The following is a 14,792-nucleotide window of genomic DNA, read 5'->3' as shown; positions in this document are numbered from 1 at the left end:
TAATAGTGAATTAGATTAACTAAATTCAATGTTGTTAAGAATCAATCCTGAAGCTGGAGCAATATATTCAAATTTTATAGAGCTATTTGGTAACAGACTAGCTTTAATTTCTTCTATTGAGATTTTTCCTTTCCCTAAATCGATAAGTGTTCCCATCATTAAACGAATTTGATTTCGCATAAAACCTTTGCCTTTAACTCTGAGAACAAATGATTTTTCTGGGAAATAATTAGCAGTATAAATAGTGTTTTCAATTAATTCGCAAAGTAATATTTCGCGATTATAAATACCATTATCAGTTGGTTTATAGCAATAAGATTTAAAATAATGTTTGCCTTGGAACAATTTAGCTCCTTTTTTCATGATTTCAATATCCAAGTCATCAAGAATGGTAGTCATGATAGGTGCACAAAACGGATGATTTTTTTGTCCAATAGAAAACAAATACAGATATTCTTTAATTTTAGAATGATTGATAATATTAAAATGTTTATCAACTTCTCGAATAGTTAAAGCCCTAATGTCTTGTGGTAAATTATAGTTGAATAATTCTAAAAAAGCTTCTTGATCTTTGATTGGATCTGTTAAAAACAATTCAAAGGCTGCACTTTCTGCAGAAACCATAGCATCTGTTCTACCTGAACTTAAACTTTTAAATGTTTTTCCTTCAAGGATAAAATTTAAGGTTCTATCCACCATTAAGTGTAAGGTTTTCAAATTTGGTTGTTTTTGCCAACCATGAAACCGATAGCCCAAATATTGAATGGTAATAACGTAGAAGTATTTTTTCATTATACAGTATTGCAGGAACAAAGAAAGTTCTTTTTCTTTATTGAAACAAAAACAAAAAGATATTATACTAAAACGTGATGGTATACACATGGATTCAGATTGTTAACTGTTTAATCATGTTTTTTTAATAGAACAAAAATTGATTTAGAATAATGATTTGATTTCTGTTAAATATTATTTTTTAGAAATAAACTAAATATTAAATAAAAAAAGAGGCGTGAAATTTTTAAGTTTCACGCCTCTTTTTTGAGATTCTAAGAAGACTTAGTAATTAATTTTCCCAACCAGGATTTTGAGTAAGGTTAGGATTAAGTTGTAATTCATCTAAAGGTAGTGGTTGTAAATATGCTCTGGATTCATCAAAATTAAAATTACCAAAGTTTGAAAAAGGTAGTAAAAATCCATCAGAATCAACAGGCGTTGAAATAGATACAGTATTTACCACTCCGTCATTATAGTAAGCGCCTCTAGGCTGGTCACCATCAAATAAGGTATGAGCTCTCCATCTATTTAAATCATCCGATCTAAAACCTTCTGCCATTAATTCAACAGAACGCTCTCTTCTAACTTCATAAATAATAGGGGTTAAGGTATGACCATAATTTGGCCAATTAAGGTCTGTAGTAATAGCTCCCAAAGTAATCCCAGGCATATCAACACGATCACGTAATAAGTTAATGGATCTATTTAAATCTGTTTGTGTAATAGTTCCTAATTCTGCTTTTGCTTCAGCAAATATTAATAGAACTTCAGCATAACGCATAATAATTCTTGATGTGTCTTCTGTATATCCTTGAAAATCAGAATAATAGTTTATGTTTCTGTACTTTTGACTTTCATATCCTGTATTACCAGTATTTGTATCGTTAAAATCAGGGTATTGCCAATAAGTGTAAACATTATCCCTAAATTCCACTTCATCACCAGGAACCATTATCAAGGCAGCCAATCTTGGGTCTCTGTTATTTTCGATAGTTGTTAAACTTTCGTTGTCTCCATCATTGTATAATTGGCTAACTGAGATTGGGTCACCATCTGTACATAAGTAGCTGTCAACAGCAAATTTAGTATACCCACATCTATTAGGCCATGATATTTGTAAAACATTGCTGAGGTTAAGCGTAACAGAATTATAATCTCTCCATAACATTACTTCACTATTTCCACTTAAACCAACTTGATTAAATAAAGAGCTATAATCATCATGTAAAGTAAATACACCACTATTCATTACAGCTTCAGCAGCATCTGCAGCTATTTGAAGAAAACGGGATCCATCAGATCCTACTACGCCAAAAGGTGTGCCATTATGGTATTTTTCCCAGGTACCTTCGTATAAAGCTACTCTTGCTTTAAACAATTGAGCTGCTTCCCTACTGATTCTTGGATGACCAGAAATATCAGGAAATGATTGCAAAAGGTCAATTGCGGTATCTAAATCAGAAAGCATGAAATCTACTACTTCATTTCTTGGGTCTCTTGCAGCAAAAACATATTCTGTATCGTTGTTGTCAAAATACTCAGAAAATATAGGTAAATCTCCATATCTTGTTAATAATTCAAAATAATAATAGGCTCTAAAAAAATAAGCTTCACCTGAGTATTGGTCAATTAAGATTTGTTCTGTATCACTACTTGCAGCTGCTTGGTCCAAATGGTCTATAAGCCAATTCGCTTCTCTTACTTCATCCCAACTCCATATAGATACAGTAGCAGAGTTTGGTATGTCATAACTTAATCCGCTGAGTCTGTTACTTGGATTTTCAGTTAGTGCCATATCAGTATTGCTATCAGGTAAGATGTTAAATCCGACTGATGTGGATGCCCAGCCCGGTAAATCGTTATAAAAGCCATTAACGGCGGCTTGTAGGTCTGTGGCATTTTGATAAAAAGATGCTTCAGAAACGGTATCTAAGGGAATCTTTTCTAAAAAATCTTCACAAGATGTTAAAGAAAATATTGAACTTAGAATAAGTAATTTTAATTTATTTTTCATAATTATTCTTTTTTTTAAAATGATACATTTACTCCAAATGAAACGATTCTAGATAATGGATATGATGATGCACTACCAATTAGGTCATTATTGCCAGGGAAATCTCTGACCTGTTCTGGATCAAAAAACATCAAATCAGTCACAGTAAATAAATTTTCACCTGTTAGGTACATTCTTATATTATCTATATTAAGGCTTTGAGTAACATTTTTAGGTATTGTATATCCTATTTGTAAACTTTTTAACCTTGTATATGCACCACTTTGAATGAAATGCGTTGTATTTAGTCTATAGTTTTTGTTGGTTCCACCACCACCATTCAAATAAGGTTTTGGGAAATAGGCATCTAAATTAGGCCCTAGTGGGTTTGTGGTATCTTCAGGTCTGAAATAGTCTAAATGATCTTCCCAAACAAAGGCATGGAATGGGCCGTTAGAAGGACCTCTAAATCCTTGTGAATTACCTTGAACCATGTTAACATCACGTTTTCCTACACCTTGTACAAAGGCACTAAAATCAAAATTTTTGTAATTAAAACCAAGTGTAATTCCGTATAAGTAACGTGGCGTTGTATTTCCTATTACTTTCATGTCACCACTATCACCTAAGGTATTACTACCATTATCTATAACACCATCATTATTTTGATCTACATATTTTAAATCACCAGCTGTGTATGCAAGACCGTTGACGAATGATTGATCTACCATATCAGTATATGCGGTTGCTTCTGTATCAGTTTGAAACAATCCATCTGTTTCATAACCCCAAATTTCACCTAAGTTTTGACCTTCATAATAGTTGTTAAGTACATTTCCTTCATTTGGATAATCTGTAATAGTTTGTTTATAATCATTTAAAACAGCCCTAATACTATATCCAAAGTCTCCTATTTGTTGTCTCCAACTTACTTCAAAATCAAAACCTTGTACCCTAGAAGTTCCTACATTACGTAAAGGAGGAGTTGTTCCTAATTGTGCAGGTAAATCTATTCCTGGGCCAGCCATGTCTTCAGTGTCTACTCTGTACCAAGAAAACGCCATATTTAACTTATTATTAAAAGCACCTAAATCAAAACCGATATCTGTAGTTTTTACCGTTTCCCAAGTTAAACTTTCACTTGTTAAACCAGGTGTTTGAGAGAAATTGCCACGTTCGCCATCAAATAAAAATGCCGTTGTATTGTCTGTGTTTATTAAAGATAGGTATAAATAATTTTGAACATTTTGGTTACCAAGAGAACCGTATGAACCTCTTAATTTAAATGTGTTAATACTTTCAATTGGCCAAAAATCTTCTTTAGCTACATTATAACCAGCAGAAAAGCTAGGTAAACCTACCCATCTATCTTCTGGAGCAAAACGAGAAGCGGCATCTCTTCTATAAGTGAATTCTAATAAATATTTTTCTTTAAAATTATATCTAAATCTACCAAAATATCCAACTGTAGACCAGTTGGTTATGGTTTCACTAACTAATTGGTCATCATCTAACGAAGCATTTAATGAAATAATGTTGTTCGTAATTAAATAATCAGTGGTTGCTCCAAGTGAATAAAAATTATTTAACTCAGATGTAATACCTGTGGTTAAATTAAAATTATGATTATTTAAAGATTTATCATATGTAGCGTAGAAATTTGGCGAAAAATATTCAGTTGTTGATACCGTTGGAGAATAAGAAGATTCTGCTTGTGAAACTCTATCAACAAGACCATTCGGAACAATTTTTTGATGTGCTAAAACATTTATTTCTTGAAAATTATTATTTCTTCTGTAGTTTAAATCTAAATTTAATTTAAGATCTTTTGTTGCTTGTACTATGAATTTAGGAGACAGTATTAACTGATCGTTTTTTGTTTTTATTCGTTGATATTTCCAAACAGGATAGTACGTGTGTTCTAATAATTCTTCACCATAAATAGGATCGAACTGTGGTAGCGTAGGTTTTATTTTTGTAAGTAAATCTAATACCTGAGTTTTGTTTCGTATGATAGAATTATTACTGTTATTGTAAGGGAAATCAGTATAACTTTTTAAGAACTTACTATACAACTCAATTGTTAACCATTTATTAGCCTGTGCGCTTATTTTTGCATCTAAATTGTATCTTTGAAACGATTCATCCGTTACGGCTAATAATCCATCTTCATCATAGGCACCAGCGGAAATGTAGTAATTTATTTTTTGGTTACCACCAGATATGCTTAAATCATGTTTTGTTCTTTGAGCCCATTTTTTTATAATGATATCATCCCAATTTGTAGCGCCGGTACCTTCAATACCAATAGAACCATAATTCCAAGCACTTCCATTAGCATTACTTACAATAGAAGGCGCACTGCCTGGATTTGCCATGTTTGCTATAATATTGGCTAAATCGGTATCATCATAATAGACAGGGTTACCATTATTAATACGCGCATCATTGATTGTATATGCAAAGTCTATAGCACTCGCAGAGTTTGGATAGGTTGTTGGTTGCGTAAAGGAAATACTACTCTTGTAGCTTACTTTAGCTTTGCCATCTAAATTTTTACCAGTTTTAGTTGTTACTAAAATGGCACCTGCAGCTGCATTGGAACCATAAATGGCAGCAGCAGCAGCATCCTTAAGAACAGAAACAGATTCAATATCTTCTGGATTAATATCGTTAATATCCATACGAATTCCATCTACCAGTACTAAAGGACTAGTATCACCAATAGCACCTGTTCCACTAGCAGAAATAAAACCACGGATGTTTATATTAGAATCAGCTCCAGGTTCACCACCAGATGTTGAGTTTGAAACAATCAAACCAGGTACTGTACCTTGTAAAGATCTAACGGCATTTGCAGTAGGTCTGTTCTCAAAAACTTCTGTACCGACTTGAGAAACCGCAGCTGTTAAATTAACTTTTTTCTGAGTACCATATCCAACAACGACTACTTCGTCTAAAATAGAAATATCTTCCTCTAAAACAATATCAATGTTGGTTTGATTGCCAACTGGTACTTCCTTGGTTTTAAAACCAACATATGAAATCACTAAAACTGTATTTTGATTTGAAACAGAGATTTCAAAACCACCATCAAAATCTGATTGTACACCTTTTGTTGTTCCTTTTACTAAAATGTTAACACCAGGTATGGGTTGACCGTTAGCATCTTTAACCGTACCAGTAATCTGTTGCTGTTGGATAAAATTGGTTGTTTCTGACACATTTTTTATGTTTGGCGCTATACCGAACATTGATGTGACACATAAAAACACAAAAGTTCTTATTGTGGGAACTAAAAACCTTTTTCTAAAAAGAAAAAGGGCACTATGTAATTTAATTTTCATAGGATGTGAATTAATTAGTTATTATTAATTTGTTTGAGTTTTTTTATATAAAAAAAAGTTAAATACAAAGCTCTAATAGAAAATATGTAATACTATTGTATAATAATTGTTACTTTTTATAAGTTGTCTTCACGGTTAACCTTTTGTTCATAGTTTTTAAATAATTATTTAAACTTAGATATTTTTTTTTCTAATAAATTAAAAATTTCGACGAATAACTTCTGCCCTTCGATAAATAATTTCATTTCAAAATATAGCAAACCCTCTTTTTATTACCGTCTGCACAGCCTATTAGTTGCTTAAATCATATAAATAAGTGAATGTAGAATAAGATGCTTATTTTATTGTTGAAACTGTGTTAACTCGACTTAAAAAAAAACATAAATGAGTTATATTTTTTAAGTTTAAACATGGGTGTAATCCAATTATTTTTAAATAATTAAAATGCGTATGATTTTTATTAAAATGTAAATAAAAAAAATGATAGTTAGAAACTAAAGTTACTGATTTTCTGTCTATAATCAGAAGTTATTGGTCGAAATTTTAATTAAATAACCGAAATTATACATAGTTTTATTATTTAACTAAAACGACATTTTAAATGAACATCCAAGTAATAAAGTACAAAGAAGCTGGTAAATTTGAAGAGACACGTTTTGAAAAAATTCATAATGTTATTTTCGGTTCTTCACAAGAGGGGTCTATAATTGTAGCTCATGAGATTGCAGAATTAATAAAAGAAAAAGCAGCATCAAATAAGCCTTGTGTTTTAGGTTTGGCAACAGGGTCATCTCCTGTTAAAGTTTATGAAGAATTGGTTAGGATGCATAATGAGGAAGGTTTAAGTTTTGCTAATGTTGTAACTTTTAATTTAGATGAATATTATCCAATGGATAAAGATAATATTCAGAGTTATTTTTATTTTATGCATGAGCATCTCTTTAATCATGTGGATATATTGCCTGAAAACATAAATATTCCAAATGGAACAGTAAAAAGTGAAGATTTGCATCAATATTGTATAGCTTATGAAAATAAAATTAAAGATTTAGGTGGCTTAGATTTTCAATTATTAGGAATAGGAAGAACAGGACATATTGGGTTTAATGAGCCTGGTTCTCATTTTAATTCGGCAACAAGAAATATAACTTTGGACTATATAACAAGAGTGGATGCGGCTTCCTCGTTTTTAGGTATAGATAATGTACCAAGAAAAGCTATAACCATGGGAGTTGGCACTGTTAGAAGTGCTAAAAGAATTGTGTTATTGGGATGGGGAATTAATAAAGCCGAGGTTTTAAGAGAAACCATAGAAGGTGAAATAACCTCGCAAGTACCAGCCACTTATTTACAAGAACATCATAATACCACTTTTGTATTAGATGAAGGGGCTTCTTCAGAATTAACTAGAGTAAAAACCCCTTGGTTAGTTACCTCGCCCGAATGGACAGATACGCTTAAGTTAAAAGCAGTGGTTTGGTTAAGTGAATTAACAAATAAACCGTTTCTTAAATTAACAGATAAGGATTATAATGATAATGGTATGTCTGATTTATTAGGGGTTGAAGGTACAGCTTACGATTTAAACATTAAAATGTTTAATAAATTACAACATACTATTACAGGTTGGCCAGGAGGAAAGCCCAACGCTGATGACTCCAATAGGCCAGAACGTGCAAACCCAGCAAAAAAACGTATTATTATTTTTAGTCCGCACCCTGATGATGATGTTATTTCTATGGGAGGAACTTTTGATAGATTGGTACAACAAGGACATGAAGTCCATATAGCTTATCAAACTTCTGGAAATATTGCGGTTTCAGACACTGAGGCATTTAAGTTTGCTGAAATAACTAAAGCCCTTCACTCAAATTCTGAAATTGCGGATGATATACTCAACTCTTTACATAATAAAACAGGAAATGAAGTTGATTCTATTGAGGTAAGGCAATTAAAAGGATTGATACGAAGAAGTGAATCCTTAGCTGCTACTCGTTATTTAGGTTTGGATGATTCTAATGTTCATTTTTTAGATCTTCCTTTTTATGAAACAGGTACTATAAAAAAGAATAATTTATCTCAAGCAGATGTCGATATTATTACGGAAATAATTGAAAAGATAAAACCACATCAAATTTATGCTGCTGGTGATTTGGCTGATCCACATGGTACGCATAAAGTATGTTTGGATGCCATATTTGCATCGTTAGAAGTATTGAAGCATCATGATTATATGAATGATTGCTGGGTTTGGTTATATCGTGGTGCATGGCATGAGTGGGAATCTTATGAAATTGAAATGGCAGTACCTATGAGCCCAGATCAAGTTTTTAGAAAAAGACATGCTATATTTTATCACCAATCACAAAAAGATGGTGTGATGTTCCAAGGTGATGATAATAGAGAATTTTGGGTAAGAGCAGAGGATAGAAATAGATTAACCGCAAAAAAATATAATGCACTTGGTTTAGCAGATTATGCAGCCATAGAAGCTTTTAAACGATATTACTTTTAGAAAATTAATAGCAGGTTTTGGGACTGTGTCTTATATTGAAGAGTTCAATATTTTTTGCTTAACCTCTTCAATATAAGAGCGCCCAATAACATATCGAAGCCCTTCAATTTCTACACTATTGCCTTCCACAGCATCAATTTTATCTATCGCTACCGTATAGGATCTATGGATTCTTAAAAAATCATTTGAAGGTAGTAAATCTGTAAAATCAGATAATGTACTATGTATAATATATTTTCCAGAAATGGTGTTTATTTTTAAATAGTCTTTAAGAGATTCTACAGTTAAAATTTCATCTAAAAATATTTTTTTCATTTTCTTCTTGTCAATCTTCACAAAAATGAAAGACCGTTCTTTAGAACTGTCAATGTACGACTTGTTGTTTTCTAATCTTCTGTTTACCTTATTTAAAGCTTTCATAAACCGAGGAAATTCAATAGGTTTGATTAAATAATCCAACACATCTAATTCGTAAGTTTCTAAGGCAAATTCATCATAAGCGCTAGTGACAATCAATAAAGGTGGCGCTTCTAAACTTTTTATAAAATTTATACCATCTAAAACAGGCATGTTAATGTCCAAAAATATAACATCAATGGTATTGCTTTTTAAAAAATTTAGGCCATCAATAGCATTGTTAAAAGTATTTATAACTTCATAATCTTCTATTTGCTCTAAATAATTTTTAATAATATTAATAGCAAGTGGTTCATCATCAATAATCAAGCATTTCGTTTTCATACAATACAATTTTTCAGGAGACTCGTATTCTTAGTTTTACGACAAACATGTCGTCATTATTTTTAATTTTTAGTTTATAATCTTTCTTATTATACCCTAAAGCTAATCTTTTTTTTACGTTTTCTAAGCCAATTCCGCTAGATTGATTAAAAGAATCTTTGTGCTCTGTGACTACAGGCATGGGGTTAGATATTTTAAAGAAAAGAAAATCTTTTTTAATAGCTAAATCTATAACAATTTTTACGGCACCAATATTTTTATGAGCTCCGTGTTTAAAGGCATTTTCTATAAATGTTAGTAATATAATAGGGGCTATTTCTTTATCTTCAATATCACCAGAAATAGACATGTCAATTTCTAAATCATCACTATGCCGTACACGTTCTAAATCTAAATAATTGTGAATACAAAGAATTTCATTTTCTAAAGATTGCCTTTTGCTTTTTGTTTCATACAAAAGGTATCTCATGAGTTCAGATAATTTTAGTATAATTTTAGGTGTTTTTTTTGAATTTTCTACTGCTAAGGAGTAAATATTGTTAAGGGTATTAAAAAAGAAATGAGGTGAAATCTGAGTTTTTAAGAATAATAATTCAGTTTCTAATTGTGCTTTTTCTAAATCAGCAACTCTTTTATGTTCTTTTAAAAAATCTAATGTAACCTTTATTGCTGTAACGAATGTAATTACATAAAGTTCTCCAAACATCATTTCTATAACATAGTTAAGTGTTAAAGTGTTTATTGTAGCGGGGCCTTCAGGCCAAACATTCTGATTTACAAAAAAGTAGGTTAAATTGAATTTAACAACTACCATTAAAAAAATAGCTAATAAAATTAGAAATACATATGAAATGTATTTTTTCTTAAAAGCTAATTTGGGCATTAGTAGATAGATGTTAAGGTAACACAATATCATGTGAATCGGAAAGCCTAACAAGTTGGTTTTAAAGGAATACAGGTATGGTGATTCTAATATCCCATTAAAAGAATCGTCATCAAAATAAATTCCCCATCTAACCGTATTTAGGGAAAAATAAACAAGCCATAAAAGCGTATGATGTTTTAATGAGACTTTATAATCATGATTTGAAATGAATTTCATTTATACGTTTGTAAAATTAGAGTTTTTTTGGTGTTTAGCTTTGTTAATATGTTGTCTGTCTAAATTACTTTCAATTTTTGCTAAATTTATGAATTTTTATATAATCAATAGATTAAAATCATTTTATGAGAAACATTACATTACTTTTTTTGTCAATTTTAATTATTACAAGTTGCGAGCATGAAATAGGGAAAAAGAGCTTTGAAAATGATTTTTTAACCAAGTATGTAGATCCGTTTATAGGTACTGGAGGTCATGGACACACTTATCCAGGAGCTACTGTTCCTTTTGGAATGCTGCAAGTTAGCCCTGTTAACGGTATAAGTAATTGGGATTGGTGTTCTGGTTATCATTATTCTGATTCTATTGCTATCGGATTTAGTCATTTAAGTTTAAGTGGCACAGGCATTGGTGATTTAGCAGACATCTTATTTATGCCAATAAACAAAAAAGTAGATTTGTCAATCATGCCAAAATCTAGAGATTCTTTACCTTATAAGTCAAGTTATAGTCATAAAAACGAAACAGCAAGTCCAGGGTATTATCAAGTTTTTCTTGAAGACCATGATGTAAATGTTGAATTAACTACATCCTTAAGAACAGCTTATCATAAATATACTTTTAAAGAAAATGATGAACAATCTGTAGTTGTTGATTTGGGTTTTGCTATCAATTGGGATAAAGCTACCAATACAGATTTAAAAGTTGAAGATGAATTTACAATAAGTGGTTATCGATTTAGTACAGGATGGGCTAAAAATCAGAAAGTCTTTTTTGTTGCAAAGTTTTCTAAACCTATAATTGAAAACAATATTATATATAAAAAATTTGATGTCATTAATGATTCTGATGGGGTTAAAACTGTTGCTCAACTGTTTTTTGATAATGATAGCAATCAATTGCAAGTAAAAGTAGCACTATCCTCTGTTAGTATAGATAATGCAAAAGATAATTTAGAAAGTGGTGATTTTAATTTTGAAACTGTAAAAACCCAAGCTAATAACACTTGGAATGAAGCTTTATCAAAAATAAAAGTAGAAACACCAATTGATTCTCTAAAAACTATTTTTTATACAGCTATGTATCATGCGCAAGTCGCTCCTGTTACTTTTAGTGATAAAAACGGGCAATTTAGAAAAGAAAATGACAGTATCGTTACAGCTACTAATTACACAGCTTATTCAACGCTTTCGTTATGGGATACTTTTAGAGCAGAACATCCGCTTTTGACAATAATTGCTCCAGATAAAGTTTCAGATATAACCAATACGATGCTTGAGTATTATCAACCTAAAAAAATACTTCCTGTTTGGACACTTTATGCTAACGAAACAAATACCATGACAGGGTATCATTCTATTCCAGTTATTGTAGAGGCTTATTTGAAAGGTATAAAGGGGTTTGATGCAGAAAAAGTTTATGATGCTATGAAAACCACCATGATGCAAGATGAACGTGGTTTAATTCATTATAAAAAACATGGATACATTCCTTATAACTTGTTGGATGAATCAGTAACAATAACCTTGGAATATGCTTATGATGATTGGTGTGTAGCCCAAATGGCGAAAGCTTTAGGAAAAAAAGAAGATTATCTGTATTTCTTAAACCGTTCTAACGCATATAAATATTTATTTGATGAAGAGTCAGGTTTTATGAGAGGAAAATCTGAAGATGGTAATTCTTGGAATGAACCTTTTGACCCTAAATATTCAAACCATAGAGAGCATACAGATTATACAGAAGGCAATGCGTGGCAACACAGTTGGTTTGTTCCGCACGCTGTAGATAAATTAGCCTCTTTGCATGGCGGTAATACTATATTTACTAATAGATTAGAACAACTTTTTACTGAAAGTTCGGAAATAACAGGTGATAATACTTCTGCTGATATTTCTGGTTTAATAGGTCAATACGCACATGGTAATGAACCAAGTCATCACATTGCTTATATGTTCAACCATGCAAAAAAACCATGGCGTACGCAATTTTGGGCGCGTCATATTTTAGACACACAATATAATACAACACCAAATGGATTGAGTGGTAATGAAGATTGTGGGCAAATGAGTGCATGGTATGTTTTAAGTTCTATTGGTTTGTATGCAATGAATCCAGTTTCTACAGATTATGAAATTGGTAGTCCTATTTTTGAAACTGCTACAATCCGTATTACAGAAGAAAAGACTTTTACAATAGAAGCCGAAAATGTTTCAGATAAAAATATTTATATACAATCTGCAACACTTAATGATCAACCATTTAATCAAACAACTATTTCTCATAAAACCCTATTGGAAGGTGGAGAACTTCGTTTTATTATGGGAGATGTACCTAATAAAAATTGGGGTATCGAATAAAAATGAAAATTAATTTAATTAACGACTAACCAAATTACCCTAAATGCATATTATAGATGTTTTAATAATTGTGCTTTACATTCTACTAACTCTTGGGGTTGGTATTTGGATATCTAAACGAGCTTCAAAAGGTTTAGATTCTTATTTTCTAGGAGGTAAAAGCATTAATTGGTATTATTTGGGCTTAAGTAATGGGTCTGGAATGTTTGATGTTTCTGGTACAGCATGGATGGTAGGGCTTTTATTTCTTTATGGCGCAAAGAGTTTTATGTTTATGTGGATGTGGCCTATTTGGAACCAGATTTTTATTATGGTTTTTTTAGCTATTTGGATTCGACGATCAAATGTTATGACAGGCTCTGAATGGATTTTAACACGTTTTGGAGATGATAAAGCTGGTCGAGCGTCACATTTAATTGTAGCCATTTTTGCTATTGTTGCTTCCGTAGGTTTTATAGCTTATTTTTTTGAAGGAGTTGGTAAATTTATGACCGTCATTCTTCCTTGGGATGCAGCACTGATAATAAATGATGTTCTCTTGCTAACGTCAAGTGAAAGTTATGCCTTATCCATCATATTTTTAACTACTATCTATACTATTAAAGGAGGAATGTTTTCAGTTGTAGCAACAGAAGTATTGCAATATGGAATTATGGTATTAGCAGGGATTCTAATTGCGGCCTATGCTTTTATAACTGTAACAGATATTGAAATAAATAGTATTATTTCAACGGAATGGAGTAATGTTTTCTTTGGAAATACCATTGAAGGATCGTGGTCTAAACAGTTTAATGCTTTTAATGAATTGATAGATAGCCAGGGATATAAAATGTTTGGGGCTTTTATTGGCATGTGTCTTTTTAAAGGTTTTTTTGCAAGCATAGCAGGACCAACCCCAAGTTATGACATGCAACGTATATTATCCACCAAATCTGTTAAAGAAGCTGCTTATATGAGTGGTTTTACAAATCTTGTTTTATTTATACCGAGATATTTACTTATTGCTGGTATTGTTGTTTTAGCTTTAGTTTACTTGGGGCCATCTATGGCAGCATCCTCTGATTTAAGTCTTGGAGAGATGGAAATTATTTTACCAAATGTTATTAATAATCATGTGCCAATAGGAATAAAAGGTTTGTTGCTTGCGGGCCTTTTAGCAGCTTTTATGTCAACGTTTTCAGCATTTGTTAATTCAGGTCCAGCTTATATAGTTAATGATATTTATAAAAAATATTATAAACCAAAAGAAGAACCTAAGCACTATATTAAAGCCAGTCATATAGCATCTTTTGTAATTGTTATCTTAGGAGTGGTTATGGGATTTTTTGCAGAATCTATTAATGCCATTACTTTATGGATAACAAGTGCTCTTTATGGGGGGTATGTGGCATCTAATTTTTTAAAATGGATCTGGTGGCGATTTAATGGTTGGGGTTATTTTTGGGGCATGACTTCTGGCTTATTTATTGCAACACTTCAATTTTTATTAGATCAAAATAAAGACAACTTTGAAATAGGAACTTGGATTTATGACCTGTCTCACATGTCCGCTATTTATGTGTTTCCAATTATTTTTATAGTATCCTTATTAGGCTCCTTTTTAGGAACATTTTTAACGCCTCCTACCAATATGAAAACATTAAAAGAATTTTATTTTAATGTGCGTCCATGGGGTTGGTGGAAACCCGTTTATAACGTACTTAAAATAGAAAATGATGCCGTAACTAAAAACAAAGATTTTGTTTCGGATATGTTGAATTGCTCTGTTGGTATCATTTGGCAATCAAGTATGATTTTATTGCCTATTTACTTTATGATTAGAGATTACCCCAAAACGCTAATTACTTTATTAGTATTTATGGTAACTTCGGTTATTTTAAAATTTACTTGGTTAGATAAAGTGCGAAAAATACCTGAAACAGATAATAATTCCAAGAATATTAAAAATTAATACAAAAAT

At 31.4% G+C, this 14,792-nt stretch carries 8 protein-coding genes; 3 read left to right on the top strand and 5 right to left on the bottom strand.

The window, feature by feature from the left end; all coding sequences use genetic code 11:
- Window positions 1-15: 15 nt before the first annotated feature.
- The 3 genes from APS56_RS03115 to APS56_RS03105 all read right to left on the bottom strand — a co-directional run bounded on the left by APS56_RS03115 (window position 16) and on the right by APS56_RS03105 (window position 5,991).
- On the bottom strand, window positions 16-792 hold the full coding sequence (locus tag APS56_RS03115; RefSeq protein ID WP_054724685.1) for a tRNA pseudouridine synthase A: 777 nt from the start codon (window positions 790-792) through the stop codon (window positions 16-18).
- A gap of 271 nt (window positions 793-1,063) precedes the next feature.
- On the bottom strand, window positions 1,064-2,788 hold the full coding sequence (locus tag APS56_RS03110; protein ID WP_054724683.1) for a RagB/SusD family nutrient uptake outer membrane protein: 1,725 nt from the start codon (window positions 2,786-2,788) through the stop codon (window positions 1,064-1,066).
- A 14-nt stretch (window positions 2,789-2,802) separates the two neighbouring features.
- Window positions 2,803-5,991 (bottom strand): SusC/RagA family TonB-linked outer membrane protein, encoded by a 3,189-nt coding sequence (locus APS56_RS03105; RefSeq protein ID WP_157757596.1) that lies wholly within the window; start codon window positions 5,989-5,991, stop codon window positions 2,803-2,805.
- Between the two features lie 724 nt (window positions 5,992-6,715).
- Here APS56_RS03105 and nagB point away from each other — a divergent pair.
- Entirely contained in the window at window positions 6,716-8,629 is a 1,914-nt protein-coding gene (nagB, locus tag APS56_RS03100) for a glucosamine-6-phosphate deaminase (RefSeq protein WP_054724679.1), read from the top strand.
- Between the two features lie 30 nt (window positions 8,630-8,659).
- Here nagB and APS56_RS03095 read toward each other — a convergent pair whose 3' ends face one another.
- Together APS56_RS03095 and APS56_RS03090 are read right to left on the bottom strand one after the other, a co-directional pair.
- On the bottom strand, window positions 8,660-9,370 hold the full coding sequence (locus APS56_RS03095) for a LytR/AlgR family response regulator transcription factor (RefSeq protein ID WP_054724678.1): 711 nt from the start codon (window positions 9,368-9,370) through the stop codon (window positions 8,660-8,662).
- A gap of 13 nt (window positions 9,371-9,383) precedes the next feature.
- Complete coding sequence (locus APS56_RS03090; protein ID WP_054724675.1) at window positions 9,384-10,472, bottom strand: sensor histidine kinase; 1,089 nt, start codon at window positions 10,470-10,472, stop codon at window positions 9,384-9,386.
- Between the two features lie 125 nt (window positions 10,473-10,597).
- On the opposite strand from APS56_RS03090, the gene APS56_RS03085 reads away from it, so the two are divergent.
- Window positions 10,598-12,832, top strand: a complete 2,235-nt coding sequence (locus tag APS56_RS03085; protein ID WP_054724673.1) for a GH92 family glycosyl hydrolase — start codon at window positions 10,598-10,600, stop codon at window positions 12,830-12,832.
- A 43-nt stretch (window positions 12,833-12,875) separates the two neighbouring features.
- Entirely contained in the window at window positions 12,876-14,783 is a 1,908-nt protein-coding gene (locus APS56_RS03080; RefSeq protein ID WP_054724671.1) for a sodium:solute symporter family protein, read from the top strand.
- Window positions 14,784-14,792: the final 9 nt, after the last annotated feature.

This window comes from Pseudalgibacter alginicilyticus (assembly GCF_001310225.1).
GTDB lineage: Bacteria > Bacteroidota > Bacteroidia > Flavobacteriales > Flavobacteriaceae > Pseudalgibacter > Pseudalgibacter alginicilyticus.
Note: the sequence above shows the minus strand (reverse complement) of the source record. Positions and strands in the feature narration are given on the sequence as shown.